Below are 26,735 nucleotides of genomic sequence, written 5' to 3'. Positions count from 1 at the left end.
TCGGTGGGCGGCGGCGCGGCCGGGCTCCCGCCACCCTCCAGCTGAACGCCCCCGCCCCCGCCCGGGTCACGGGCCCCGGGGGCGGCTGCGCCCGTACTGGGCCGTGCCGGTGACGCAGTCGCCGCCGCAGGGCGGTGATCGCGGCGTTCCGGATCCGCCGCACGGGATTCCCTCGGCTCGGGCCCGAGCCCGCACTCCGGCCCCTGGCCCGGTTTCGGCTCACTGTTCGCTCCCTGCGGTGCGGCGGGGATCGCGGCGGGGCTGCGTCTCCCGGCGGCCCGGAGGGCGGGTGGTGGCCGCTGCACGCTTGCGGCGGGGTTCCCGGCGCCGCCGCTCCTCCCGCAGGCAGGCCCGCAGCCCCTCCGGGTCGATGCCCTCGTTGCAGGCGTGGTGGAGCAGTTGGGCGAAGCGGTACTCGGCATCGGCCCGCAAGGCCAGCCCGAGGGCGATCCGGGCGGTCGGCTCGTCGCCGGTGGACCACGAGACCCATCCGGCGAGGGTGAGCGGGGCCGCCGCGTGCTCCTCGTAGGCCCCGACGCAGCGGCGGGCCAGCGCCCGCCACAGCCGCAGGGCGGGGGCTGCTTCCTCGCCCTCCATCCACTCGGCCGCGACGTCCCGGATCTCGCGATCCTGGAGGCCGAGGATCACGGTGGCGGCCTCGTCGTGGCCGAGCAGGGCGTCGTCCCACTCGTCGGCTCCGGGGCCGCCCTCGACGGGTGGGGCGAGGGTCAACCTCCGCATCAGGGTGCGGGCCAGCGTGACGGTCTCCGCGCCGACCTCCTGCTGGGTGGCCCCGTCGAGGATCTTCGGCACGAGGGCGGCGGCCGCCCGGTCCAGGGCCCGCTCCATCTCCACCGCCGCACCGCCCCGCAGCGGTGCCAGCCGGCCCTCGATCTCCCGGAGGGAGCCCCTGACCTGGAGTCCGGCGAAGGTTGCCGTCGCCGCCATCACCGAGGTGCCGGTCGCGGCCAGTGGACTGCCCTCGGCCGGGCAGCACCGCCCGTCGGGGCAGCAGTAGGACCAGTACCGCCCGCCGGAGATGCAGAGCGCCTCCATCACGGGCACGTCGAGTGCGCCGCAGGCCAGCCGGATGCGTTGGGCCAGCGGCCGCAGCCGGGTCATCACCCGCTGGCCGCTCTCGCCGCCGGCCGGGTCCTGGCAGAGGAAGACGACGATGCCGTCGGGCTTGTCGCCGCGTCGCTCGCTGCCCCGGACCAGGCAGTCGGCGACCTGCCGGGCGGTGTCCTCCCATTCCGTGGGGGCCGAGGGGATGCCGACGCGGAGCCGGCCGCCGAATCGGCCGCCCTCGCCGTGCACGGTGACCATGACCAGGGAGTCGGTGGGATGGAAACCGAGCATGTAGGGCAGCGCGTCGGCCAGTTCGGCCGGGCTGCGCAGGGTGATCCGAGGGTCGAGGGCGGGTCCGGACGGGCTGATGGAGGGCCGGTCGGACGGGCTGCGTGATTCGCGGTCGTTCGTCATGTCCCGACGGTCCCGCGGACGATCGGATCCCGAAACCCCTGTGGATAACTATTGATCGTTCAACATCCACAGGTTCGGAGTGCCGTTGGCGCGATGTCGGAACCATCGCGTTGCATGGCGGCATGAACGCAGAAATCTGGCTCATGCCCGCACCGTCAAACTCCGTCCAGCGGCCGACTCCGCCGACCCGCGCGGCGGGCGCCCCATTCCCCGCCGACCAGCAGCCGGTCCAGAGCCGCGGGGAGTTCTGCACGCCGGCGGATGCTGAGCTTGCGGTACGCGTGGGTCAGATGGGTTTCGGCGGTACGCCGGGCCAGGTGCAGGAGCTCGCCGATCTCGGCGTTCGTCAGGCCGCCCGCGGCGAGTTCCGCGATGCACCGCTCGCTGTCGGTCAGCGCGGCCGGCCCGGTGTGCGATGTCGCGGCGCGCCGGGCGCCGCCCTCGCGCAGCACCTTCTCGGCCACGGCGCGCAGCCGGACCGCGCCGATCCGTTCGGCGCGCTCGGCCGCTTCCCGCAGCGGATCGCGGGCCCGGGTCCGGTCTCCGGCGGCGGCGAGCTGCCGGCCCGGAGCGATCAGCGCCAGGATCAGCTCCGTCTCGGCCGGCGTGTCCCGCAGCAGCGCTACGGCCTGCTCGGCCAGCTCCAGGCCGCGCAGACCCCCGGTCGCCGTGCCCAGGACGCGCAGGCAACGCCCCAGCAGGCGTGGTGTGTTCCAGAGCGTGGCCAGCCGCAGCCGGTGGTGATCCGCATGCCGGAGCCCGTGGTCCGCCGGATGCCGGCCACGCAGGGCGGCCGCCTCCAGAACCCCGGGAACCCGACCCCGGCCGCACCCCCGCCCGCCGCCACGTAGGGGGTCCGGCCGGCTCCGCCACGGAGTGCCGGCCGCGTGGGCGACGTTCAGCCTGCCGTCGCGAGGATCAGCGGAAGGACCGGCCCACTGCCCGCCTGGCGGAGCAGGCGCGCGGCGACCGCCAGGGTCCAGCCGGAGTCGGAGTAGTCGTCCACGAGGAGGACGGGCCCGGGCGACTGCGCGAGGGCGTCGGCCAGTTCCTCGGAGACGGCGAAGGTGCCGGCCAGCGCCCTGAGGCGCTGGGCGGAGTTGCTGCGGCGTGCCGCGTGCGCGCCGTCCGGCCCGGTGTAGGTCAGGGTGCCCAGGTACGGGAGGCGGCCGATGCTCGCGATCCCCTGCGCGAGGGAGCCGACGAGCTGCGGGCGGGCGAGGGACGGTACGGCGACGACGCCCACGGGCCGGTCGGAGGCGTCCGGGACATCGGGTGCCCAGCCGCCCGCAGAGCGCGCCCAGTCGGCGAGGACCGCCACCGCGGCGTGCAGGACGTCTTCGGGGACCGGCCCGTCGGGGGCGTTCTCGGCCAGCAGGGGGCGCAGCCGGTTGCCCCAGCCGATGTCCGAGAGCCGGCCCAGGGCCCGCCCGGTGGAGCACTGCTCGCCGGCCGGGATGCGTCCCTTGACGTTGATACCCAGTGCGGACATGCCCGTCGGCCACATCCGGCGCGGCTCCACCTCCACCCCCGGGCGGTCCAGTTCCTTCGCCGCCCCGCTCAGCGTCTCCGCCGACACGGAGGAATCGGCCCAGGCGCCCGCGCAGTTGTCGCACCGGCCGCACGGAGCCGCCCCCTCGTCGTCCAGCTGCCGGCGCAGGAACTCCATCCGGCACCCGGACGTGCTCACGTAGTCGCGCATGGCCTGTTGTTCGGCGGCCCGCTGGCGGGCGACCCACGCGTACCGCTCGGAGTCGTACGTCCACTCCCGGCCGGTGGAGGACCAGCCGCCCTTCACCCGCTTGACCGCTCCGTCGACGTCGAGCACCTTGAGCATGGTCTCCAGCCGGGTGCGCCGAAGCTCCACCGCCGCTTCCAGGGCCGGTACGGACAGCGGCCGTCCCGCATCGGCGAGGGCCGACAGGGTCTGCCGTACCTGGACCTCGGGCGGGAAGGCGGTATCGGCGAAGTAGCGCCAGATGGCCTCGTCCTCCTTGCCGGGCAGCAGCAGTACCTCGGCGTGTTCCACACCGCGCCCGGCGCGGCCGACCTGCTGGTAGTAGGCGATCGGCGAGGACGGCGAGCCGAGGTGGATCACGAAGCCCAGGTCGGGCTTGTCGAAGCCCATGCCCAGCGCCGACGTCGCGACCAGCGCCTTGACCCGGTTCTCCATCAGGTCGACCTCGGCCTGCAGCCGGTCGGCGTTCTCCGTCTTCCCCGTGTACGAGGCCACCGGGAAGCCGCGCTGCCGCAGGAAGGCGGCGGCCTCCTCGGCCGCGGCCACCGTCAGCGTGTAGATGATCCCCGAGCCGGGCAGCTCGTCCAGGTGCTCGGCGAGCCAGGCCAGGCGGTGCGCGGCGTCCGGCAGCTGCACCACGCCGAGGCGCAGGCTTTCTCGGTCCAGCGGGCCGCGCAACACCAGGGCCTCGCCGGCGCCCGTTCCCAGCTGCTCCGCCACGTCCGCGGTGACCCGGGCGTTGGCGGTCGCGGTGGTGGCCAGGACCGGCACACCGGGGGCGAGCTCGGCGAGCATGGCCCGCAGCCGGCGGTAGTCGGGGCGGAAGTCGTGGCCCCAGTCGGAGATGCAGTGGGCTTCGTCGACCACCAGCAGACCGGTGGTGGCCGCGAGCTTGGGCAGCACCTGCTCGCGGAAGTCCACGGAGTTGAGGCGTTCCGGGCTGACGAGGAGGACGTCGGTCTCGCCCCGCTCGACCTCCTCGTAGATGGTGTCCCACACCTCCGGGTTGGCCGAGTTGATGGTGCGCGCCTGGATACCGGCCCGCGCCGCCGCCTCGACCTGGTTGCGCATCAGCGCCAGCAGCGGCGAAATGATCACCGTGGGGCCGGATCCGCGCCGTCGCAGCAGGGCGGTGGCGACGAAGTACACCGCCGACTTACCCCAGCCGGTGCGCTGCACCACCAGGGCCCGCCGGCGCTCCTCCACCAGGGCCGCCACCGCCTGCCACTGGTCCTCCCGCAGCCGCGCCGAACCTCCCGGGGCGCCCACGAGCTCGGCAAGGACGGCATCGGCTTCGGTGCGGAGCTCCAGGTTGTCCATGCCCCCATGCAACCGGATGGCACGGACAATCGGCCAATTCACCCAACGTGACGAGCGTGTCACGGACGGCCTGCGCGTCGTACGGCGCGAGCGGCCACGCCGGGGAGAGTGCCTCCACCAGGCCTGGACCGGGACCCCGGCGCCGCCGTCGACTCTGGCCCGTAGCGAGTGTTTCCGCTGGTACTGGCGCTTCGGCCATAGTCGAATGAGTCATCTTCGGTGTGACGGGGCAAGGATATGAACGGCATACCGGCGAATTCCGGTCGGCGGCGCCAATTGCTCGTTGCCGCATGCTCACGGGCCACGCGAGAATCGGAGTGCTCCCGCTCGGCTCGACGGCGCTCTCCTGGGCCGCGCCGCGGCGTGCCCGCACTTCAGCTGTGCCCGTCCGCGGGCGTGTACCCGAAGGGAGGACCGTGACCTTCGGATTCGCCCCGCCCTCGACCACGTCTCTGACACAGGCAGCCGGCGGCGCCAGCCGGCACGGCCGACTGCTGGAACCCGCCGAGTGGAGTTCGGCGGGCATCCCCCTGCTGCGCAATCCGCGCGAGGTGGTCAGCGGGCTGCACTCCCGGCACGGTCCGGTGCCCTCGACGGCGGTGATCGCCGTCCTCGGCCCCGAGGAACAGCTCGTCGCGAGCGCCTCCTTCGTCCAGCGCTCGGCCTCGGCCGACGGATGGGAGTACCGCAACGCCCTGCTCGCCGCGCTGCGCCGGGTCCTCCCGCACGACCTGCGGCGCCGGACCCCGGTGCGGACGGCCGTCCTGCTGTACTGCCGCGAGGGCGACGAGCGGTGGACCGAGGAGGACGGCGCCTGGATGTGGGGTCTGCGGGACGCCTGCACCCTGCACGGGCTGCGCTGCGGCGCATACATCACGCTGACCCGCGGGGGCTGGCAGGTGCTGGGCGAAGGCCGGGGCGGCCGGCGGCCCAGCTCCGACTCGCGCCCCGAGCGCCTCGGCGACACCGTGGCCGAGTTCCCCCCGGTGACCCTGCGCACCGGCGGCGGCGCGCCCGAGGTCCTGCGCCGTACCGCCGCGCGCTGAGCCCCGCCGCACCCGTACGCCGGCCCGCCCGCGGGCAGCCCTCACGGCCGCACACCCTGGAGCGGGCGTACGACAGGTCAGGCCTCGGGCTTCAGCGGGGCCGGCTCCGCCGGACACCCCCTGGCCCCACCCCTCGACCGCGCCGGGGTACGGGGCGTCAGACGCCCGTGCCCAGCACGGAGTTGATCTGCTGCGGGTCGCCGCACACGATGAGCAGCGCACCGGCCCGCGTCAGCGCGGTCGGCAGGGCGGCGGCGGTCGCCTCGGCCGGTCCGCCGTTGGCCGCGAAGACCACGACGGGACGGCCCGCAGCGCGCTGGACCTGCGCCGCGTCCGCGTAGAAGACGTCGTCCCCGGCATCGTGCAGGGCCCAGTACGCGGCCTCGCCGAAGGACAGCTCGTGAGCGGCCCACGGGTGCGGGTCGCCGGTGGTGAACACCAGGATGTCGCCGGGCGCGCGCCCGGTGTCGAGCAGCAGGTCGACGGCCTCTTCGGCCGCGTCCAGCGCGCCCTCGGCGGAGGCCGGGATCAGCTGGATCTGCGGCACCGCCGCGGAGACGGACGGTGTGGTGGGGGCGTCGGGAACGGGTCCGGGGGTGGCCTGCGGCGCACGCTGCGCGGGCGGGGCGGGCCTGGGGGCGCCTCCCGCGCGGCTTGCCGCTGCGGGGGAGGGACCGGGGCGTCCGGGCCGCGGCACGGCGGCGGGACGCGGACCAGGTACGGGGCGGGGGGTCTGCGCGGTGCGGCTCGCAGCCGGCGTGACGCGGGGACCCTGGGCACTCTCGTGAATCTGAGGCTCCTCGGGGGTGAGAGGCATGAGTTGATGTCTATCAAACACCGGTACGAAACGTACCGGCGGGTGGCACGTGGGTGCGATCAGAAATCGAAGCCGAGTTGGCCTCCGTTTTCCAGCTCCACGGCCTCCTCGCTGCGGCGCACCTTCTTGAGGTGGCTCCACCGGGGCAGCGCATCGAGGTACGACCACGAGAGCCGGTGGTACGGGGTCGGCCCCAGTTCCTCGAGCGCGGCCCGGTGCACGGGCGAGGGGTATCCGGCGTTGTCACCGAAGGCGAAGTCCTCGACGCCGCCGCCCTGTTGACCGAGTTCGACCATCATGCGGTCGCGCCTGACCTTGGCGATCACCGAGGCCGCCGCGACGGCGACGCAGGACTGGTCGCCCTTGATCACCGTACGAACCCGCCAGGGCGGGCCGAGATAGTCGTGCTTGCCGTCGAGGATCACCGCGTCGGGCCGCACGGGCAGCGCTTCCAGGGCGCGCTCCGCGGCGAGCCGCAGGGCGGCGGTCATCCCGAGTGCGTCGATCTCCTCCGGGGAGGCGTGCCCCAGGGCGTACGCGGTGACCCAGGCCTCCAGGACGTCGAGGAGCGCAACGCGTCGCTTCTGGGTGAGCAGTTTGGAGTCGGTGAGCCCTGCGGGCGGCCGGCGCAGACCGGTGATCGCCGCGCACACGGTGACCGGACCGGCCCAGGCCCCTCGTCCGACTTCGTCGACCCCGGCGATGACCTTGGCACCGGTGGTTGCACGGAGGGAGCGTTCGACGGTGTGGGTGGGTGCTTCGTACGGCATGGCGCCAGCAAGGGTACGCCGCCCCGAGCCGACTGCACACCCCGGCCCGGGTGAGTCGGTGCGGCGTCTCACCCCCTGAGCAGCGGCACCATCACCTGATCGATCATTTCCGCGACGTCCGGATCGGTCCATTCGCTCCCGCACACCTTCGCGCCGTACATCATCATCGCCGGAATGACGTCGGCGACGAACGGGCCGGTCGCATCCGGCCGCACGTCTCCCCGCTCGATCCCCCGCTGGACAAGCTCCCTGATCAACCGGTGGGCGGGTTCGTGCAGCCCTGCCCGGATGACGTCGTGGAACCGGCCCGCATGGGTGTGGTCGCATTCGTGAAGGACGGCACGCAGCGCCTGGCCGGCCCGCGACTCCATCACCTCCCGCATCCGCACACACAACCGGATGAGGTCGCCCCGGATCGATCCGTGGTCGGCGATCCCCCCGATCGGCGGCAGCCCGGTCCGCAGCACGTCGGCCACCAGGTCCGCCTTCGAGGGCCAGCGCCGGTACACCGCCGCCTTGCCGGTGTGCGCACAGGCCGCGACGCCCTCCATGGTGAGCCCGTTCCAGCCGACGGTGCTCAGCTGCTCCAAGGCCGCGTCGAGAATCGCCCGTTCGAGTTCCGGACCCCGCCTGCGCCCCGGTGATGTCGCTGACCAGCGCGAACCCACCATCACCTCTGCCTCCGGCCGACCCACGCGCCCCTCGCACGCGTTTTCAGCCCTAGTGAACGGTTGCGTTCACTATCAAGGGCCTCCTACCGTGGACCCGCAGTGAACGGATGCGTTCACTATTTCACTATGGGGGGTTCCACGGTGAAAGGCTCTCAACTCGCCACGCCCCGGATACCGGGCGCGGCCCGCCGGGAAGGCCGCCCGGGCGTGGCGCTCACGGTCATCGCCGCGTGCCAGCTGATGGTCGTCCTCGACGCGACGATCGTGAACATCGCACTCCCGCACATCCAGACCGCCCTCTCCTTCTCCACCACCGACCTGTCCTGGGTGATCAGCGCGTACACGCTGGCCTTCGGCGGCCTCCTGCTGCTCGGCGGCCGGGCCGGCGACATCCTCGGCCGGCGCCGCGTGTTCCTGACCGGAATCCTGCTGTTCACCCTGGCCTCCCTGCTCGGCGGCTTCGCGCAGGAGCCCTGGCAACTGCTCGCCGCCCGAGCCCTGCAGGGGGTCGGCGGCGCGATCGCCTCGCCGACCTCGCTGGCCCTGATCACCACCACGTTCGCCGAAGGCCCCGAGCGCAACCGGGCGTTCGGGGTGTTCGCGGCCGTCTCCGCGGGCGGCGGCGCGATCGGCCTGCTGGCCGGCGGGATGCTGACCGAGTGGCTCGACTGGCGCTGGGTGCTGTTCGTCAACGTGCCGATCGGCGTGCTGATCGCCGCGCTCACCCCGCTGTACATCACCGAGTCCGAGCGCCACCCGGGCCGGTTCGACATCGCGGGCGCCCTCACCTCCACCGGCGGCATGGCCACGCTCGTCTACGGGTTCATCCGCGCCTCCGAGGATGGCTGGCGCGACGGGCTCACCCTCGCCTCCTTCGCCGCGGCCGTCGTCCTGCTCGCGCTCTTCGTGGCCATCGAGTCGCGGGCCCACGAGCCGATCATCCCGCTGCGGATGTTCGCCGACCGCAACCGCGCGGGCACGTACCTGATCATGCTCGGCCTCGCCGCCGCGATGTTCGGCATGTTCTTCTTCATCGTCCAGTTCGTCCAGAACGTGCTGGACTTCTCCCCGATCCGGTCGGGGCTCGGCTTCCTGCCCGTGACCGTCGCGATCGTCACCGCCGCCGGCCTCTCGCAGCGCTTCCTGCCACGCTTCGGCCCCAAGCCGTTCATGGTCGCCGGATCCGGCCTCACCGGCATCGGGCTGGCCTGGCTGACCCTCATCCGCACCGACAGCTCATACGTCTCCGGGGTCCTCGGGCCGATGCTGCTGTTCGGTTTCGGCATGGGCCTGAACTTCGTGACGCTCACCCTCACCGCCGTCTCCGGGGTCGCCCAGCGGGAGGCGGGCGCGGCGTCCGGGCTGCTCAACGCCAGCCAGCAGGTCGGCGGCTCCCTCGGCCTGTCGATCCTCGTCACCGTCTTCGGCACGGCCAGCCGGAGCGAGGGCGAGAAGCAGATGCCGGACTTCATGGCCCACGCCGATCCCGGGCAGGTGGCGGCCTTCACCGAGACCAAGCGGCTGCCCGACCCCTGGGGGGACCTCGTCCTCACCCAGGGCATCTCCACCGCCTTCACCGCGGCCGTCGCCATGGCCGGGCTCGCCCTGGCCACCGCGCTGCTGGTGATCCGGGTGCGCAAGAGCGACCTGGAGGCCCTTAACGGCGCCGCCGCGGAGGCCGGTCCGGCCGCCTGAGCCCGGTCCGGCGTACGGAGGCCCGGGCGCGGGGATGATCCCGCGCCCGGGCCCTCGTGCGGCCTCCGCCGGGCGGCTACCCGGCGGTGCGGCTGTGGAAGGTGCCGAGGCTCGAGCAGACCTCGTACGAGGCCTTCACCGGGCGCTCGCGAAGGATCTGCCGGGCCCGGTACTCACCGAGGCTCATCGCGTACCAGGGCACCCGACCGCCCCTCGACAGCTCGTTGTTGATGCCGCGCAGGGCGCAGGAGCGGCGGGGTTCGGGCAGCCGGTCCAGGGCGGGCACTGCATCCGCCGAGAGAGACTGGAAGTAGGCCAGGTCGATCTTGCCGTCCTGCTGGAAGCGGGCCATGTTCTTCTCGGCGACCATCCCGTCCGGGGACAGCAGCCCGAACGCCAGGACGGCGGCTGCCGCGCTGCCCGCGACCGCGCGCGGCAGCCGGCTCGCGCCGAACACCCCGGCAGCCATGATCAGTACGATGACCAGCCCGAGCCAGAGCTCCATCGCGGCCACCGAAACGCGCAGCCGGGTCAGTCCGTACGCGTCCACGTACAGGTCCATCCGGCGCAGCGCGGAGGCGACCACGACCAGGGTCAGCGCACACAGCATGCCCAGGACGACGCGGACGAACCGCCGGTCGCCGGCCCCGGCGCGCGGGGCCCAGCGCAGGGCGAGGGCGATCACGGCGAGGGTGAGCAGGGTGGCCCAGAGCAGCTGCCAGAAGCCCTGGCGGGCGTACTCGGCGTAGGTGAGCCCGGTGCTCTCCAGGACCTTGTCGTAGCCGCCGAACAGGACCGCCAGCTGGACGGCGTTGAAGCCGGCGAAGAGCAGGTTGAGCACGACGAGCGGAAGCGCCCATTCGACGCGGGAGCGCGGCTTTCCGGGCGCCACCCGGATCCGGTCCCAGCGCGAGGGCGCCGCGGCGGCGCGGGCGGCGGCGAGTGCGAGGAGGGCTCCGAGCAGGAACAGCAGGAAGCGCACCGGGCTGTTGCCGACGGAGACGTCGGGGGTCAGCCCGCTGAGCAGGTCCGCGAAGGCGGCGTCGGCGGAGGCGAAGAGTGCGCCGAAGAGCACCAGCAGGACCACGGCCACCAGCGCTGCCTTGGCCACAGGCAGCCAGCGGCTCCGGTCGACTCCGCTGCCGCGCGAGCGCAGCCCGCTCCAGGCCCAGCGGAACCCGAGCACGGTGGCGTCGACGAAGCCGAGCGGGCTGAGCAGGACGCCGGGCCAGGTGCGGCTGCCGTGCAGGGCCAGTGCGCCGAGCAGGACGGCGGCGAGCAGCGCGAGGGTGGAGGGCCAGCCGGCGTCGCGGAGCGCGGGTACGGCGAGGAGGGCTACGCAGCCGATCGCCCAGACCAGGGTCCAGGGGCGGGCGGTACGCCGGGCCGCGCGGGCGGCGACGTACGCGGCGGCGATGGCGGGCACGACGGCGAGCAGCAGGCCGGGGCCCAGGCCGTCGCCGAGGAAGAGGGCCGAGGCGATGCCGGCGACGACGGCGGAAACCAGCACGGCGGTGGGCACGGGCCCGGCCTGCCCCGGCCGCGCGAGCTCGGCCCAGGCGAGCGGCGCGATGGACCACGCCCCGGACTCGGCCCGCTGCTGCCGCACTTGATAGACCCGCCACGCTTTGGGATCCCAGCCGGCCGGCGCAACGCCGGCCGCCGCCCCGGCGGCTGCGCGGCGCCCCGCCGTTGCCGGAGCCGGCTGCCCCGGATCGGCAGCCGAGCCCCCGACCGCGTCCCCGGCCGCGGCGTCGGCCGCCCCTTCGGTGTGCTCTGACATCGGGTTCCCCTCCCCTGTCGGCCGCCCCCGTCGTCACGACGGAGGCGGCAGCGCGCGGACAGGGTAGGCCCGTGACGTGCGGCTTCAGCCATACCGGAACGGTCCCTGTGGCAGGACCGTGACAATCAGAACGGGGCATATCGCCCACCGCGGACGCCCGCTCCCCCGGCCCGGCGACCAGGCCGCAAGGCCACCCGGCCACCCGGCCACAGGCAACCGCGCCGTCGGCTAACGCGCCGCCGTCTCCGGCAGCCAGGCCGGCAGGGCCTCCGTACGGGCCAGCCAGGCGGCGGGCAGCACCGCGTCCCCGCGCGCCCCCAGCACCCCGCCGACGATCGCGCAGGTCGTGTCGACGTCGCCGCCCACCTGCGCGGTGGTCCAGAACGCCCGCTCGTAGTCGTCCAGCGACCGCGCCGCCGACCACAGGGCGAACGGCACGGTGTCGTGGGCGCTCGTGCGCCGCCCGCAGCCCAGTACCGCCGCGACCGTGGTCGCGTCGCCGTAGTCCAGCATGTCCCGCGCCCGCCGCAGCCCCGCTCCCACGGCGCTGCGCGGCACCAGCGCGATCACCCCGTCCAGCAGGTCGGCGGCCTTCGGCGGGCCGGCCGGAGCCGCCGCCAGTGCGGCCGCCGCGGCGACGGCCATCGCCCCGCACACCGCCTCGCGGTGCTGGTGGGTGGTGTAGGCGGAGATCTCCGCCTGGTGCGTGGCCTGCTCGGGGTCGTCGGCGTACCAGGCGCCCAGCGGCGCGATGCGCATCGCAGCGCCGTTGCCCCACGAGCCCTGCCCGTTGAACAGCTCGGCGGCCAGCGTGCGCCAGTCCTCGCCCTCCCGCACGAGCCGCAGCATCCGGTTCACGGCGGGCCCGTAGCCGCGGTCGAAGTCGTGGTGGTGGGCGAACGAGCTCGCCAGGGCGTCCTGGTCGATGCGTCCGTGGTCGGCGAGGACGGCGACCACCGAGCAGGCCATCTCGGTGTCGTCGGTCCACTGCCAGGTCTCGGTGCCGGCGGGCACCTCGCGGCGCTTGAGGAGGGGGTAGTTCACGGGGACGAAGTACTGGGAGCCCAGGGCGTCACCCAGAGCCAGCCCGCGGAGGCTGGCCATGGCGCGTGCGTAGCGCCTTTCGGAAGAGGAGTCAGAGGTCATCCCGCGTCACTTTAGCCGTCCAGGTCATAAGGCTCCGGTGTGGTCCACCGCTCAAATGGGCGGTCCATCCGGTATCGGCCGTCCGGACCGGGCACAAGCACCCGGAATTCGCCGTTCCCCGGGTTGGAGAGGGCCTCGAACTCGGCCACCGACCAGTGGAACCAGCGCATGCAGAACAGCCGCATGGTCAGGCCGTGCGTCACGAGCAGCACGTTCGGCGGATGGTCCGGGGCCTCGAAGCTTCGGTAGAGGCTCTCCAGGAAGGACCCGACGCGGTCGTACACGTCCGCGCCGGACTCGCCCTGCGCGAAGCGGTAGAAGAAGTGCCCGTACGCGTCGCGGTACGCCTTCTGCAGCCGTACGTCGTCCCGGTCCTGCCAGTTCCCCCAGTCCTGCTCGCGCAGCCTCGGCTCCTCGCGCATCCGGACCCGCACCGGGTCCAGCCGCAGCTCCCGGAAGGTCTGCAGGGTCCGGCGGTAGGGGGAGACGTACGCGCTGACGGCTTCGTCGCCGAACAGCTCGCGCAGCCGTACGCCGGCCTCCGCGGCCTCTTCGTGCCCCCGGCGGGTCAGGCGCAGGGCGTGGTCGGGCTCCCGCTCGTACACCGTGTCATCGGCATTGCCCTCCGATTCCCCGTGCCGGACAAGGACGATGCGCCGTGGTCGTGCCATTCCCCGACCCTATTCGGCCACCGGCGGGCCGGGCACGCCGGGCACGCCGGTCGGGCCCGCCGATCGTCGTACGGTCATACCGTCCAGGACGATTCGAGGTCGACGACGTCACCGGTGAGGGCTTCCACGTCGGCCTCGGTCTGGGCGCGCAGCGAGAGCCGTTCGACCCGTTCCTGACGGTACTTGCCGTGTTCGGCGGCGGCATGCCACATCGACAGCACGAGGAACTCCCGCCCCGGCGCCTCCCCGAAGAGGCCCCGGATCATTCCGGGTGAGCCGGCCATGGCGGGGTTCCACACCTTCTCCTGCATGAGGGCGAAGTGGTCCATGCGGCCCTCCCTCACCCGGGTGTGGGCCACGCGCACGACGTCCGCGTCGGTGAACCGCGGCTCGAAGCCGGTCTTCACGTCGAAGCGGTGGTCGAAGAGCGTCACCCGGGCATTGGTGTACGTGCCGGTCTGGGCCGCTGCCAGCCGGTCGTACGACCGGGCCATGAAGGAGTCGTAGAAAGAACGGCTCTCCCAGAACGCAAAGACATGCGCGACCCCCTGCCTCCCCCGGCTCCAGCCGCCACCCTGTCCCCGGAATCCCGGCTCGCCAGGCAGCCCCGCCCATTTGCGCTGCCCGCGCTCGAACCCGCGTCGGTCCGTCACCGTGCAGCGAATCCACTTGACCAGCACCGCGCCATCGTACGGGCCCGGCGCGGCCCCGGTCAGTCCCTATGGCGGTTGATCCGCGCCAGTTCCTCCGCATCCCGCCCGGACAGCCGAAGCCCGAACTCGCGGTCGAGCAGCGCGAGCAGCTCGTCCGGGGCCACGGACTGCCGCTCGACCCGCCCGTCGGCGTACAGCCGGGTGAGCTCGCGCCCCACCAGCGCCCGGCGAACGGGGTGGTGCACGAAATCGCCCGGGTGCTGGACGATCACCTGCCCGACGAAGGCGGAGCGGGGGTGGGAGGAGCTGTAGTGGTTGAGCAGGACGTAGTCGACGGGGTAGTAGGGCTGCGGGGAGAACGCGTACAGGTCCCGCCAGGCCCCCTCGCGCAGCATGCACAGCACGAGGATCCCGTCGCCCTCCTCGCGGACGGCGTACGTCCACTCCCCCTGCACGACCTCGGCTCCGGGCCGCACCAGCGGGACGGGCTCGCGCGGGCCCTGGTGGCCGAACCCGGCGTCACACAACCAGGGTTCCCCCTCGACGGTGGCGACGAGGACGGCGTGCGTCACCGCGAGCAGGGTGTCCCCCCGGGTGCGGTTGCGGGCGCCGCGCCCGGACACCTCGAAGCCGATCCGCTCCAGGGCAGCAGCCAGCAGCGAGTTCTGCTCGTAGCAGTAGCCGCCGCGGCGGTCGTGTACGAGCTTGTCCTCCAGGGCCTTGACACCCAGCTCGACGGGGCGGCCGAGCAGCACGTCCAGGTTCTCGAAGGTGATGGCGCCGGTGTGGGCCCGGTGCACTGCGTACAACGTCCCGAGGTCCGGCCGGAGTTCCCCGTCGTCCCCGACGGGCCCGTCGTAGCCGATCCGCGCCAGATAGGCATCGAGATCCAACTGGTCACCGCTCCACATGTCTCCCCCGCTTCCGCTCGTGAAACTGCAGGCACCCGATCGCCCCGCTGCGCACAATGATCACCATGACGGCCCTGCACACCAACCCGCTGTTCGCCCGGCTCGCCGAAGCCGAGCACATCCTGATCGCCGGTGCCGGCGGCGGATTCGACATCTACTCCGGCCTCCCGATCGCCCTCTCCCTCCTGCACCAGGGCAAGGACGTCCACCTGGCGAACCTCTCCTTCAGCGCGCTCGCGGGCCTGCCCATCGAGGACTGGGTGGCCCCCGACCTCGCCGCCGTCACGCCCGAAACCGCGCCCCACCAGGCCTACTTCCCGGAACGGACGCTGGCCCGCTGGCTCCGGCGGCACGGCTACCCGGCCACGGTGTACGCGTTCCCCCAGGTCGGCGTGCAGCCGCTGCGCGCCGCCTACCGGGCGCTGATCGACCTCCACCGGATCGACGCAGTCGTGCTCGTGGACGGCGGCACGGACATCCTGATGCGCGGCGACGAAGCCGGCCTCGGCACCCCGGAGGAGGACCTGACCAGCGTCGCCGCGCTGGCCGCACTGGACGACGTACCCGAACGGCTCGTCGTCTCGGTCGGCTTCGGCGTGGACGCCCACCACGGGGTCAGCCATGCCCTGGTCCTGGAGAACATCGCGGCGCTGGAGCGCGACGGGGCTTACCTGGGCGCTTTCTCGATCCCCCGCGCCACCCGCGAGGGCGCCCTCTTCCTGGACGCGGTGGCCCACGCCCAGGAGAACACCCCGGACCGTCCCAGCATCGTCAACGGTTCCATCGCCGCAGCCGTCCGCGGCTCCTTCGGCGACGTCCACTTCACCGACCGGACCCGGGGCAGCGAGCTGTTCGTGAACCCGCTGATGTCCCTGTGCTTCGCCTTCGACCTGCCCGGCCTGGCGGCCCGCTGCCTCTACCTGGACCGCATCGAGCACACCCACCTGATGCGCCAGGTCCACTCCGAGATCGCGGCCTTCCGCGAGGACACGATCACCCGCCCGGCCCGCCGCATCCCCCACTGACGAAGGGGACCGGCCTTGGGCCGGTCCCCTTCGTGAACTGCTGGTCAGCTGTCTGCCCGGGCTACGCCCGGCGTCAGATGGTACTGGTCGAGATCACTTATTCCTGGCGTGCGGTATTCCCCGCGTCGTGGGGCCCGTGCGATCCGTGGAAGACGTTGCGCTCCGTGGCACGCCGTCCTGGGTGGCGCCGTTCCTCCGCCGGGTAGCCGACCGAGACCAACAGGGCGATGGCCAGATCGTCACGGCCGTCGATCCCGATCACCTTCTTCACCTTGGCCTCGTCCCAACCGTTCATGGGCGAGGTCGCCAGACCCATCTCCGTAGCAGCGAGCATCAGGAATGAGGCCGCGATCATGGCGTCCTTGACCGCGTACTCCCGAAGCAGACCGCGCCGATCGAGATCCTCCTGGAAGGCCCTCGACGCGGCGCAGAACATCGCGATGAACTCGTCGTTCCATGCTCCGCTGCGCCGCGCCTGCTCATAGACGTCGCTGTGGTCATCACGCCAGGACTGCGGCTCGGCGACGAAGACCAGTACGATCGGGGCCTCTTGGGGCTGGGGCTGGCCTCCGGTAGCCCATGCCAGCCCCGCACGGCCTTCTTCTCCGGACACCACGACGATCGACCGGTCTTGCAGGTTCCAGCTGGTGGGGGCCTCGACCGCGAGATCAAGGAGCGCTTCGAGCGTGCTCGGCGGAATCGGGTCGGGCCGGTAGCGGCGGACGGTGCGGCGGGTGCGGATCGCTTCTGCGACAGACATCGTGTGGCTCGTCATGTACTCACTATTGGAGAGTGACTCTCCATCGGGAAGAGGGCACCTTTTTGTGCGCTACTCTCCCGGCATGAAGACCGTGGTGGAAGCATCCGGACTACCTGCCGACGTCTACTCCGCAAAGTGCCCGACGCGCCAGGTCCTCGACCACATCTCCGGCAAGTGGACGATCCTCGTCGTGGACGCCCTCCTCGAAGGGACCCTGCGGTACACCGACTTGATGCGGCGCATCGAGGGTGTCTCACAGAAGATGCTCACCCAGACGCTGCGCGGCCTGGAGGCCGACGGGTTCGTCACTCGCACCGTCTACCCCACCATCCCGCCCCGGGTCGAATACGACCTGACGGAGCTCGGTCGCAGTCTGGCGGAGCCGATCACTGCACTCCGCCACTGGACCGAAACCCATATCAACGAGATCGAGCGGGCCCGGGCCCGGAGCGCCTCGGAAGCGGCGGAAGCGGCGGAAGCCACCTGAGCAGTTGCATCGGATGCAACGGGCAGTGACGCCGACGGGGAGCCGGCATTTCGCCGACTCCCCGCTTTGACCAGGCACGTCATACCTGGTGGGCGCCTACTTTCAGCTGCAGCCGCTGGTCGAGCCGCAGCCCTCGCAGATGTAGCAGGAGCCTGCGCGCTGCATCTTCGTACCGCACGAGAAGCAGAGCGGGGCGTCGGCGGAGACGCCGAGCTGCATCTCGACCAGTTCGGCGTTGGAGTGCGCCGTCTTCGGGGCCTGGACCTCGACGACCGCGGCCGGCTTCGGGGCTGCCGGAACGGCGGCCAGCGGAGCCGACTGGGCCAGGGACTCCGTGTCCAGGTCGTCCTCGAGCGGCTCGTACGAGCCGGTGTCCAGGTGGCGCTGACGCTCCTCGGCGGTGTGGATGCCGAGCGCCGAGCGGGTCTCGAAGGGCAGGAAGTCGAGCGCCAGACGGCGGAAGATGTAGTCGACGATCGACTGCGCCATCCGCACGTCCGGGTCGTCCGTCATGCCGGCCGGCTCGAAGCGCATGTTCGTGAACTTCGAGACGTACGTCTCCAGCGGGACGCCGTACTGCAGACCGACCGAGACGGCGATCGAGAAGGCGTCCATCATGCCCGCGAGGGTCGAACCCTGCTTGGACATCTTCAGGAACACCTCGCCCAGACCGTCGTCCGGGTAGGAGTTCGCGGTCATGTAGCCCTCGGCGCCACCGACCGTGAAGGAGGTGGTGATGCCCGGGCGGCCCTTGGGGAGGCGCTTGCGGACCGGACGGTACTCGATGACCTTCTCGACCGCCGCGCGGATGGTGTCCTCCGCCTTGGCGGTGACCTCCACCTTCTCCTCTTCCTTCTTCTTCGCGGAGAGGGGCTGGCCGACCTTGCAGTTGTCGCGGTAGATCGCGAGCGCCTTGACGCCCATCTTCCACGCCTCGAAGTAGATCTCCTCGATCTCCTCGACGGTCGCCGACTCCGGCATGTTGACCGTCTTCGAGATCGCGCCGGAGATCCAGGGCTGGATCGCGGCCATCATCCGGACGTGGCCCATCGGGGAGATGGATCGCTCGCCCATCGCGCAGTCGAAGATCGAGTAGTGCTCGGTCTTCAGACCCGGGGCGTCGACGACCACGCCGTGCTCGGCGATGTGCGCGACGATCGCCTCGATCTGCTCCTCCTGGTAGCCCAGGCGGCGCAGGGCCTGCGGGACGGTGCCGTTGACGATCTGCATCGAGCCGCCGCCGACGAGCTTCTTGAACTTGACCAGGGCCAGGTCCGGCTCAACACCGGTGGTGTCGCAGGACATCGCGAGACCGATGGTGCCGGTCGGCGCGAGGACGGAGGCCTGGGAGTTGCGGAAGCCGTTCTTCTCGCCGAGGCGCAGGACGTCCTGCCAGGCCTCGGTGGCCGCGGCCCAGATCGAGTTGTCCAGGTCCTCGGTGCGCGGTGCGACACCGTTGGCGTCGGCGTGCTGCTTCATGACGCGCTTGTGTGCCTCGGCGTTGCGGGCGTAGCCGTCGTACGGGCCGACGATGGCGGCCAGCTCGGCGGAGCGCTTGTACGCCGTGCCGGTCATCAGCGAGGTGATCGACGCGGCGAGGGTGCGGCCGCCGTCCGAGTCGTACGCGTGGCCGGTCGCCATCAGCAGGGCGCCGAGGTTGGCGTAGCCGATGCCCAGCTGGCGGAAGGCGCGGGTGTTCTCGCCGATCTTCTGCGTCGGGAAGTCCGCGAAGCAGATCGAGATGTCCATCGCGGTGATGACGAGCTCGACGACCTTGGCGAAGCGCTCGGCGTCGAAGGACTGGTTGCCCTTGCCGTCGTCGTTCAGGAACTTCATCAGGTTCAGCGAGGCGAGGTTGCAGGACGTGTTGTCCAGGTGCATGTACTCGCTGCAGGGGTTGGACGCGGTGATGCGGCCGGACTCGGGGCAGGTGTGCCAGTTGTTGATCACACCGTCGTACTGGATGCCCGGGTCGGCGCAGGCCCACGCGGCCTCGGCCAGCTTGCGGAAGAGCGCCTTGGCGTCGACCTTCTCGATGACCTCGCCGGTCATGCGGGCACGCAGGCCGAACTCGGTGCCGTTCTCGACGGCCGTCATGAACTCGTCGTTCACGCGGACGGAGTTGTTGGCGTTCTGGTACTGGACGGACGTGATGTCGTCGCCGCCCAGGTCCATGTCGAAGCCCGCGTCGCGCAGGGCGCGGATCTTCTCCTCTTCCTTCACCTTGGTGGCGATGAAGTCCTCGACGTCCGGGTGGTCCACGTCCAGGACGACCATCTTGGCCGCGCGGCGGGTGGCGCCGCCCGACTTGATCGTTCCTGCGGACGCGTCGGCGCCGCGCATGAAGGAGACCGGACCCGAGGCGTTGCCGCCGGACGAGAGGAGCTCCTTGGAGGAGCGGATGCGGGAGAGGTTCAGGCCGGCGCCGGAGCCGCCCTTGAAGATCATGCCCTCTTCCTTGTACCAGTCGAGGATCGACTCCATGGAGTCGTCGACGGCAAGGATGAAGCAGGCGGAGACCTGCTGCGGCTGGGGCGTGCCGACGTTGAACCACACCGGCGAGTTGAAGCTGAAGATCTGGTGCAGGAGGGCGTACGTCAGCTCGTGCTCGAAGATCTCCGCGTCGGCGGGGGACGCGAAGTAGTCGTAGTCCTCGCCGGCCTTCGTGTACGTCTTCACGATGCGGTCGATGAGCTGCTTCAGACCGGTCTCGCGCTGCGGGGTGCCGACCGCGCCGCGGAAGTACTTGCTGGTGACGATGTTGACCGCGTTCACCGACCAGAAGTCGGGGAACTCGACGCCACGCTGCTCGAAGTTCACCGATCCGTCGCGCCAGTTGGTCATGACGACGTCACGGCGCTCCCAGCTCACCTCGTCGTACGGGTGCACGCCGGGGGTGGTGTGGATGCGCTCGATCCGAAGGCCGCTCTTGGCAGTCTTGGTCCCCTTGGCGCGGGAACCTCGTGCCGAGCTGCTCGCCGTCTCTGTCATGCCGCTTCCTCCCATATGCGGGCAAAAACGCCCTAAAGTGCCAGCGTTATTCCGCGGCACGGCCTGTCTTGTATCTACGTTTCTTCGCCTGAGCTTTCCGGGCGGCCGCGCTGCGCTGCGGCCGGCCGGTCAGTCGGCGGCGGAGGCGGGCACGGGGACCTGGACGGTCCCACCGGGCCCGCACTCTTCGGGGTGAGGCCGCGGCACGCGGAGTTCCGCGATGGCGGTCTCGAAGTCTTCGAGTGTGTCGAACGCCTTGTAAACGGAAGCGAACCGGAGGTACGCGACCAGGTCGAGCTCCTGCAACGGGCCGAGTATGGCCAGACCCACGTCATGGGTGGTCAGCTCGGCACTCCCGGTGGCGCGCACCGCCTCCTCGACCCGCTGGCCGAGCTTGGCGAGGGCGTCCTCGGTGACCGGCCGCCCCTGGCACGCCTTGCGCACGCCGGAGATGACCTTGGTACGGCTGAAGGGTTCGGTCACCCCGCTGCGCTTGATCACCATCAGCGAGGCCGTCTCCACCGTCGTGAAACGACGGGAGCAGTCGGGGCACTGACGGCGCCGACGGATCGACGTGCCGTCGTCCGTGGTGCGGCTGTCGACGACGCGGCTGTCGGGGTGCCTGCAGAAGGGGCAGTGCATGGTTCCCTCACCCTCCCTCTTGGCACGACTGAATCACCTCACGAGGCCCCTGAACGACGGGGACGGGTCCCTGTCGGGGGCTCGTGAAGCAGCCACCAGCATATGCGATGCCGAGGGCCTCGACGGACCGAGGACCACAACTTCTGGGCGGCAGCGCACATCCAACCACTAGATCTTGGGTTGTGGTGGATTTGGTTCGCTCCGCGTGTCGCCGGGTCCGATGCCCGGACCCGGGCGTTCCCGGTGCCACACTGGGCGCGGGACCGGAAGGCGGCGATCCGACCGCGAAGGGTACCGTAAACAGCGGAGGCGGGAACGAACCCGCGTTCGGCGGACCGATCGTCCATACACCCCTTGTTCTGACCACGCTGGACGATCTGCGATTTTTCACTCGAACGTGTGTTTGGCGCAACCTTTCGAAAGCTACTACCGTTGTCCAGCTAGGGAGAACATTTCGAGAGGGGCCGACGTGACCACCACCGCAGACAGTGCCACCATCACTGCCCAGAACCGCTCCCAGAGCCGACTCGAGCCGGTGCATCCCATGAATGACGCAAGCCTGAACCCGGAGGCGGAGCCCGTACGCCCCGCACGATCGCTGCCAGGCCGACCTCCAGGCATCCGCGCCGACAGCTCCGGGCTCACGGACCGGCAGCGGAGGGTCATCGAGGTCATTCGCGATTCGGTGCAGCGGCGCGGCTACCCGCCGTCGATGCGGGAGATCGGCCAGGCGGTCGGCCTGTCCAGCACGTCGTCGGTCGCGCACCAGCTGATGGCCCTCGAGCGCAAGGGCTTCCTGCGCCGGGACCCGCACCGCCCCCGGGCGTACGAGGTCCGCGGCTCCGACCAGCCCAGCTCGCAGCCCACGGACACCACCGGCAAGCCGGCCGCCTCGTACGTCCCTCTGGTCGGCCGGATCGCGGCCGGCGGCCCGATCCTCGCCGAGGAGTCGGTGGAGGACGTGTTCCCGCTCCCCCGCCAGCTGGTCGGCGACGGAGAGCTCTTCGTCCTCAAGGTCGTCGGCGACTCGATGATCGAAGCCGCCATCTGCGACGGTGACTGGGTCACGGTCCGTCGCCAGCCGGTCGCGGAGAACGGCGACATCGTGGCTGCGATGCTCGACGGTGAAGCCACCGTCAAGCGCTTCAAGCGCGAGGACGGCCATGTCTGGCTGCTCCCGCACAACGCCGCCTACCAGCCGATCCCCGGCGACGAGGCGACCATCCTCGGCAAGGTCGTCGCGGTACTGCGCCGGGTCTGACCCGCGTCGCTTCCCAGCCAGCCCCCGGGACCCACTGCGCCGGTCCCGGGGGTTGTTTCGTACCTCGGGACAGGCAGCGGAACTGCTCGGACTACTTACCGTCCGCCTTGGCCGTCGCGTCGATCGCGGCCAGCGAGCGACGGGCCTGGTTGCGGTCCGTGGTGTACCAGAAGTCCGGCAGCGTGGCCCGCAGGAAGCTCCCATACCGAGCCGTGGCCAGCCGGGGGTCCAGGACCGCGACGACACCCCGGTCGTCGCCGGCGCGTACGAGCCGGCCCGCGCCCTGGGCCATCAGGAGCGCCGCATGCGTGGCCGCGACGGCCATGAAACCGTTGCCGCCGTGCTCCTCGACCGACTTCTGCCGGGCGCTCATCAGCGGGTCGTCGGGACGCGGGAACGGGATCCGGTCCATGACCACGAGCTGGCAGCTGGGACCGGGCACGTCCACGCCCTGCCAGAGCGACAGCGTCCCGAACAGGCAGGTCTTCGGGTCCGCCGCGAACGCCTTGATCAGCTCGCCCAGCGTCTCCTCGCCCTGGAGCAGGATCGGGTTGTCCAGCCGGCCGCGCAGCTCCTCGGCGGCCGCCTTGGCGCCCCGCATGGAGGAGAACAGGCCGAGGGTGCGGCCGCCGGCCGCCTCGATCAGCTCGGCGAGCTCGTCCATCATGTCGCCGCGGGTTCCCTCCCGGCCGGGCGTGGCCAGGTGCTTCGCGACGTAGAGGATGCCCTGCTTGGGGTAGTCGAACGGCGAGCCGACGTCCAGGCCCTTCCAGACCGGCGCGTCCTCCCCCTCGACCCCTTCGGGAGACAGACCCAGCGAGGCCGCGACCCCGTTGAAGTCGCCGCCCAGTTTGAGGGTCGCCGAGGTCAGGACCACCGAGCGGTCCTCGAACAGCTTCTCGCGCAGCAGCCCGGACACCGACAGCGGGGCGACCCGGAGGGTGGCGCCGAAGCGGTCGTGCCGCTCGTACCAGACGACGTCGTATTCGGAGCGGAGCAGAATCCGCTCGGCCACCCCGTGGACGCTCTCCACCGCGGCCAAGGCCTGCTTGCGGACGGCGTCCTCGTCGTGGACGGACTTGTCTCGGGTCGCACCGATCGCCGAGATGACATTGCGCGCCGCGTCCCGCAGGGCCGCCAGTGCGTAACCGAGGTCCTCGGGGACCTCCTCCAGCCGGCCCGGGAGGGCCAGCTCCATGACCCGCTCGAAGGACTCGGACGCGGTCTGCAGCGAATCCGCGGTCTTCTCGTCGACCAGCTTGGCCGCGCGCTTCACGGCGCGGTTGACCTGGCCCGGGGTGAGCTCGCCGGTGGCGACCCCGGTCACCCGGGAGACCAGCTCGTGCGCCTCGTCCACGATCAGCACCTCGTGCTGCGGCAGCACCGGGGCGCCCTCGATGGCGTCGATGGCCAGCAGCGCGTGGTTGGTGACGACCACGTCGGCGAGCTTGGCCCGCTCGCGGGCGGCCTCGGCGAAGCACTCGGCGCCGTACGCGCACTTCGTCGCGCCCAGGCACTCCCGGGAGGAGACGGAGATCTGCGACCAGGCCTTGTCGGAGACACCCGGGGTCAGGTCGTCCCGGTCGCCGGTCTCGGTCTCGTCGGCCCAGTCGCGCAGGCGCAGCAGGTCCTTGCCGAGCTTGCTGGTGGGGGTGGCCGCCTCGAACTGGTCGAAGAGGCCCTCCTCCTCGTCCTGCGGCGCACCCTCGTGGAGCCGGTGCAGGCACAGGTAGTTGGACCGGCCCTTGAGCATGGCGAACTGCGGGCGGCGGCGGAGCTGCGGGTGCAGCGCGTCGACCGTCCGGGGCAGGTCGCGCTCGACCAGCTGCCGCTGGAGCGCGAGGGTGGCGGTGGCGACGACCACGCGCTCGCCGTGCGCGAGGGCCGGTACCAGGTAGCCGAGGGACTTGCCGGTGCCGGTGCCGGCCTGGATGAGCCGGTGCGTGTTGTCGTCGATCGCTTCGGCGACGGCTTCGGCCATGGCCACCTGGCCGGGCCGCTCCGTGCCGCCGACGGCGGAGACGGCGGCGTGCAGCAGGTCGGGGAGGGAGGGCTTCGTCATAGCAATGACAACCCTACGGGGCGCCACCGACAGTGACCGCCACGACGATGATTCATGGCCGGTACAAGGGGTTGGGCACCGTGCCGTACTCCACCACGCGCGGGCGGTCGGGGCGGTCGCGGTAGCCGTCCTCGTACAGCCGGTTCCGGTTCAGGCAGAGCCGCCCGATGCGCTCGCCGAGCAGGTCGAAAAGCTCGTAGCGCTCCTTGAGCTCGGGGAAGCGGGCCTGGTGGCGCAGGATCTCCCCCCGTACGAGCGACCAGAACTCCTCCTCCGGGACGCCGAGGCGGTCCTCGCACAGGGCGGAGAGGTAGCGGAAGACTCCGACGAAGAGGCCGGAGTGGATGTACTGGGGCAGGAAGTCCGCAGGCTTGTCGCGCAGCGCTGCGCGTACCTCGGCGGGCACGCCGGCGAGCTCGGGCAGCGGCTCGCGGCAGATGCTGACCTCGTCCACGAAGTCCTTGAGGGCGATCCGGACCGGGACGTCGTGCTCGTCGAAGATCACGGTGGTGTTCTCGCCGTGCGGGGAGAAGACGGTGCCGTAGCGGTAGAGGAAATGGAGCAGCGGCGGCAGCAGGGCGGTGAAGAGCCGCTGGAGCCAGCAGGCAGCCGTGAGCCCGGACCGGGCGACGAGCTCGGCGGTGAAGGACCGGCCGCGCGGGTCGACGTGGAGGAGGGAGGCGAGCGTACGGGCCCGCTCACCGGGGGTGAGCCGGCCGGTAAGGGGCTCGCGCCAGATCGCCCCGAGGAGCTCCTTGTACTGGTACGGGGCCTCGGGGAGCTCGTCGTAGACGGGGTGGCGCACGGTGACCGAGGCGACCTCGCCGAGGAGGACCACTCGGCATTCCTCGCGAAGGAAGGGGTCGGCGTCGTGGAGTGACCGGATCCAGGCGGTGACGGCGGGCGCGGCGGCGGAGTGGTCGGAGGGCAGGCCGCGCCAGACCAAGGTGTTGAAGACGGAGAGCGGCAGCTTCACGCTGTGCCGGTCGGGGCGGCTGAGGTTGAGAAAGGTGCGGACCGACTGCTGCGGGATACGTATGTCTGGATCGGCGGGGAGCGGGACCAGGGCACCCGAGGCCAGGGCCGGGGCGAAGAGGGGGAGCACGATCTCGTCCCACTGCCAGGGGTGGACCGGAAGGTAGAGGTAGCCGAGCGGGTCGAGGCCGCGGGCGCGCAGGGCCCGGTCGAAGGCGGCCCGGGTGACGGGGTCGAGCTCCTGGGCGTAGAGACGGGCCGGGTCTTCCAGGCCGGCCGTGCCGCGGTAGGCCGCGAGGGAGGTGTGGGCCGCGAGCCAGGGCAGCCGCTGGCGGGTGCGGGCCTCGGGGGCCCAGGCGGCGGTGTCGGCGGCGGACAGTCCTATGCGGCCTTTGTTGACGACGAGCCAGGGGTGGCCGGTCTGGTGGCCTTCGAGCTCGGCGTGGTCGAGATCGGCGAGGACGTCGGCGGTGAGCGCGGTGTGCTCGATGCGGGCGTCGGCGGCGAGGGTGGCGCTGAGCTCGCGGACCAGGTGGCCGAGGGTGGCGCCGTCGACACCGAGGAGGATGCGGGTGCGGATCAGGAAGGCGTACGGGTCCGCGAAGGCGGTCGGGGGCTCCGGTGACGGGGACGGCGGGCTGAGGGTGACGGTGTCGGGGGCGACGTGCCAGCTGCCGTAGGCGCGGCGGCGGGCCCGGAAGCCGAGGCTGCTGCCGTCGTCGAGGGTCAGCTGCCAGGCGTCGCCGGAGGTGGTGCCCGGGGCCGGGACGGGCCTGATGATCTCCTCGTACGCGAACTCGCCCAGCAGCTTGGCGAGCAGCCGACGGGCGGCGGACTCCCAGGTCGCGCTGTTGAGTTCGGGCGGTGTGCAGGGGTGCTGGGGGGGATGGCGGAACGGCAGGTTCCGAGAAGTGGGGGCCGGTGGAGTCGGGGGTGGCTGGGAAATTCGGCACGGGACTCCTCGGGGATCGGGAACTTTGCTGCGCGACGCAGAGTTTTCGAAGGGTGAGGCGTGAACGGGGAGCGCTGGACGGGGCGAACCGGGGGCGTGGAGCGGGGGACTGAACGGGGGAGGCGTGGAGCGGCGGGATCGCGGGACGTCGGGCGGCAATTCAGATGAGATTGCGCAGCGCCCGCTCCCGGATCATCAAGGCGGCGCGCTTCTCGGGAAGGTCGATCTCCGTGGAACAGCGGAATCCGGAGTTGAGAAAGGCTGATACGGAGGGGGTGTTGCGGATGTCCGGTTCGGCGATGACGCGTGTGCAGCGGGGACGGTTGTCGAGCACCAGGTCGGCCACGGCGCGCATCAGGACGGTGCCCAGACCGCGGCCGCGGTTCGTGCCGTCTCCGATGAGCAGGTGGATACCCGTGTCGTGGGGGCGCGCCGGGTAGTGGCGGGAGAGCGGGTCGAGGTCGGCCCGGTAGATCTCCCAGTAGCTCATCGGCGTGCCGTCGAGGAGGCCGAGGCAGGGGATGCTGTGGCCGTTCCCGTCGAGCTGGGCCCGCACGTGGGCGGCGGTGACGGCGGCGGGACCGGCGAGTTCCCAGTAGGCGGCCACCTCGGGGTCGTTCATCCAGCTGGTGAGCAGCTCCAGGTCGCGGCCGAGCCGTACGGGTTCGAGGCGGAAGGGTCCGGCCGGGGTGGTGGCGGTGCCCCATCCGGCCGGGGAGTCGAGGAGTTCGGCCTCGGCGAGCAGGGGCAGCAGCAAGGTGGTGAGCCGTCGTCCCGGGATACGGGTGCCGATGGTGGCGGTGGCGGTGCCGGTTGCCGTGGGGGCGGCGGTGACGGGGGCGAGGGCAGTGGTGAAGGTGTCGGTGGAGGGCATCGG

At 71.7% G+C, this 26,735-nt stretch carries 21 protein-coding genes and 1 pseudogene; 5 read left to right on the top strand and 17 right to left on the bottom strand.

Features of this window, described 5'->3' with window-relative positions:
• Window positions 1-219: 219 nt before the first annotated feature.
• The 3 genes and pseudogenes from AB0M76_RS19395 to AB0M76_RS19385 all read right to left on the bottom strand — a co-directional run bounded on the left by AB0M76_RS19395 (window position 220) and on the right by AB0M76_RS19385 (window position 4,540).
• Window positions 220-1,482, bottom strand: coding sequence for a DUF4192 domain-containing protein (locus AB0M76_RS19395; RefSeq protein WP_365953996.1), 1,263 nt, complete (start codon window positions 1,480-1,482; stop codon window positions 220-222).
• Window positions 1,483-1,637: 155 nt separating this feature from the next.
• Window positions 1,638-2,216, bottom strand: a pseudogene (locus AB0M76_RS19390) (LuxR C-terminal-related transcriptional regulator); the annotation flags it as partial.
• 164 nt (window positions 2,217-2,380) lie between these two features.
• Entirely contained in the window at window positions 2,381-4,540 is a 2,160-nt protein-coding gene (locus AB0M76_RS19385) for a RecQ family ATP-dependent DNA helicase (protein ID WP_365953995.1), read from the bottom strand.
• A 416-nt stretch (window positions 4,541-4,956) separates the two neighbouring features.
• On the opposite strand from AB0M76_RS19385, the gene AB0M76_RS19380 reads away from it, so the two are divergent.
• Entirely contained in the window at window positions 4,957-5,586 is a 630-nt protein-coding gene (locus tag AB0M76_RS19380) for a hypothetical protein (RefSeq protein ID WP_365953994.1), read from the top strand.
• Window positions 5,587-5,743: 157 nt separating this feature from the next.
• Here AB0M76_RS19380 and AB0M76_RS19375 read toward each other — a convergent pair whose 3' ends face one another.
• From AB0M76_RS19375 to AB0M76_RS19365, 3 genes are all read right to left on the bottom strand, one after another.
• Window positions 5,744-6,403 carry a hypothetical protein gene (locus tag AB0M76_RS19375; protein ID WP_365953993.1) on the bottom strand — a complete coding sequence of 220 codons (660 nt, stop codon included), beginning with the start codon at window positions 6,401-6,403 and terminating at the stop codon, window positions 5,744-5,746.
• A gap of 59 nt (window positions 6,404-6,462) precedes the next feature.
• The gene (locus AB0M76_RS19370) at window positions 6,463-7,173 is read right to left on the bottom strand and encodes a ribonuclease HII (RefSeq protein ID WP_365953992.1); all 711 of its coding nucleotides are present in this window, start codon (window positions 7,171-7,173) and stop codon (window positions 6,463-6,465) included.
• Between the two features lie 68 nt (window positions 7,174-7,241).
• Entirely contained in the window at window positions 7,242-7,844 is a 603-nt protein-coding gene (locus AB0M76_RS19365; RefSeq protein WP_365953991.1) for a TetR/AcrR family transcriptional regulator, read from the bottom strand.
• Between the two features lie 126 nt (window positions 7,845-7,970).
• On the opposite strand from AB0M76_RS19365, the gene AB0M76_RS19360 reads away from it, so the two are divergent.
• Entirely contained in the window at window positions 7,971-9,539 is a 1,569-nt protein-coding gene (locus tag AB0M76_RS19360) for an MFS transporter (RefSeq protein ID WP_365953990.1), read from the top strand.
• A gap of 76 nt (window positions 9,540-9,615) precedes the next feature.
• Here AB0M76_RS19360 and AB0M76_RS19355 read toward each other — a convergent pair whose 3' ends face one another.
• From AB0M76_RS19355 to AB0M76_RS19335, 5 genes are all read right to left on the bottom strand, one after another.
• The gene (locus AB0M76_RS19355; RefSeq protein WP_365953989.1) at window positions 9,616-11,322 is read right to left on the bottom strand and encodes a DUF4173 domain-containing protein; all 1,707 of its coding nucleotides are present in this window, start codon (window positions 11,320-11,322) and stop codon (window positions 9,616-9,618) included.
• A gap of 228 nt (window positions 11,323-11,550) precedes the next feature.
• On the bottom strand, window positions 11,551-12,468 hold the full coding sequence (locus AB0M76_RS19350; RefSeq protein WP_266663026.1) for an ADP-ribosylglycohydrolase family protein: 918 nt from the start codon (window positions 12,466-12,468) through the stop codon (window positions 11,551-11,553).
• 11 nt (window positions 12,469-12,479) lie between these two features.
• Window positions 12,480-13,139, bottom strand: a complete 660-nt coding sequence (locus tag AB0M76_RS19345; RefSeq protein WP_365953987.1) for a histidine phosphatase family protein — start codon at window positions 13,137-13,139, stop codon at window positions 12,480-12,482.
• Window positions 13,140-13,213: 74 nt separating this feature from the next.
• Window positions 13,214-13,819: a YdbC family protein gene (locus AB0M76_RS19340; RefSeq protein ID WP_365953986.1), complete on the bottom strand. Its 606-nt coding sequence runs from the start codon at window positions 13,817-13,819 to the stop codon at window positions 13,214-13,216.
• A gap of 32 nt (window positions 13,820-13,851) precedes the next feature.
• Window positions 13,852-14,703, bottom strand: coding sequence for an arylamine N-acetyltransferase (locus tag AB0M76_RS19335; protein ID WP_365953985.1), 852 nt, complete (start codon window positions 14,701-14,703; stop codon window positions 13,852-13,854).
• Between the two features lie 65 nt (window positions 14,704-14,768).
• Between AB0M76_RS19335 and AB0M76_RS19330 the strand changes: the two genes are divergently transcribed.
• A complete protein-coding gene (locus tag AB0M76_RS19330; protein ID WP_365953984.1) occupies window positions 14,769-15,728 on the top strand; it encodes a DUF1152 domain-containing protein in 960 nt (319 codons plus the stop codon).
• A 97-nt stretch (window positions 15,729-15,825) separates the two neighbouring features.
• On the opposite strand, the gene AB0M76_RS19325 is transcribed toward AB0M76_RS19330, so the two are convergent.
• Complete coding sequence (locus AB0M76_RS19325) at window positions 15,826-16,503, bottom strand: nitroreductase family protein (protein ID WP_365953983.1); 678 nt, start codon at window positions 16,501-16,503, stop codon at window positions 15,826-15,828.
• Between the two features lie 67 nt (window positions 16,504-16,570).
• On the opposite strand from AB0M76_RS19325, the gene AB0M76_RS19320 reads away from it, so the two are divergent.
• Entirely contained in the window at window positions 16,571-16,975 is a 405-nt protein-coding gene (locus AB0M76_RS19320) for a helix-turn-helix domain-containing protein (protein WP_365953982.1), read from the top strand.
• A 102-nt stretch (window positions 16,976-17,077) separates the two neighbouring features.
• Here AB0M76_RS19320 and AB0M76_RS19315 read toward each other — a convergent pair whose 3' ends face one another.
• Window positions 17,078-19,966, bottom strand: a complete 2,889-nt coding sequence (locus AB0M76_RS19315; protein ID WP_365953981.1) for a vitamin B12-dependent ribonucleotide reductase — start codon at window positions 19,964-19,966, stop codon at window positions 17,078-17,080.
• A 129-nt stretch (window positions 19,967-20,095) separates the two neighbouring features.
• A complete protein-coding gene (gene nrdR / locus AB0M76_RS19310) occupies window positions 20,096-20,608 on the bottom strand; it encodes a transcriptional regulator NrdR (RefSeq protein ID WP_266663039.1) in 513 nt (170 codons plus the stop codon).
• 469 nt (window positions 20,609-21,077) lie between these two features.
• On the opposite strand from nrdR, the gene lexA reads away from it, so the two are divergent.
• Window positions 21,078-21,869: a transcriptional repressor LexA gene (gene lexA, locus AB0M76_RS19305; protein ID WP_030301390.1), complete on the top strand. Its 792-nt coding sequence runs from the start codon at window positions 21,078-21,080 to the stop codon at window positions 21,867-21,869.
• A 91-nt stretch (window positions 21,870-21,960) separates the two neighbouring features.
• On the opposite strand, the gene AB0M76_RS19300 is transcribed toward lexA, so the two are convergent.
• The 3 genes from AB0M76_RS19300 to AB0M76_RS19290 form a co-directional block, all read right to left on the bottom strand.
• The gene (locus AB0M76_RS19300; protein ID WP_365953980.1) at window positions 21,961-23,931 is read right to left on the bottom strand and encodes an ATP-dependent DNA helicase; all 1,971 of its coding nucleotides are present in this window, start codon (window positions 23,929-23,931) and stop codon (window positions 21,961-21,963) included.
• A 52-nt stretch (window positions 23,932-23,983) separates the two neighbouring features.
• Window positions 23,984-25,807, bottom strand: a complete 1,824-nt coding sequence (locus AB0M76_RS19295) for an IucA/IucC family siderophore biosynthesis protein (RefSeq protein WP_365954151.1) — start codon at window positions 25,805-25,807, stop codon at window positions 23,984-23,986.
• Window positions 25,808-26,018: 211 nt separating this feature from the next.
• A complete protein-coding gene (locus tag AB0M76_RS19290) occupies window positions 26,019-26,732 on the bottom strand; it encodes a GNAT family N-acetyltransferase (protein WP_365953979.1) in 714 nt (237 codons plus the stop codon).
• Window positions 26,733-26,735: the final 3 nt, after the last annotated feature.

Origin of the sequence: Streptomyces sp. NPDC051364, from assembly GCF_040682115.1 — a bacterium.
GTDB lineage: Bacteria > Actinomycetota > Actinomycetes > Streptomycetales > Streptomycetaceae > Streptomyces.
Note: the sequence above shows the minus strand (reverse complement) of the source record. Positions and strands in the feature narration are given on the sequence as shown.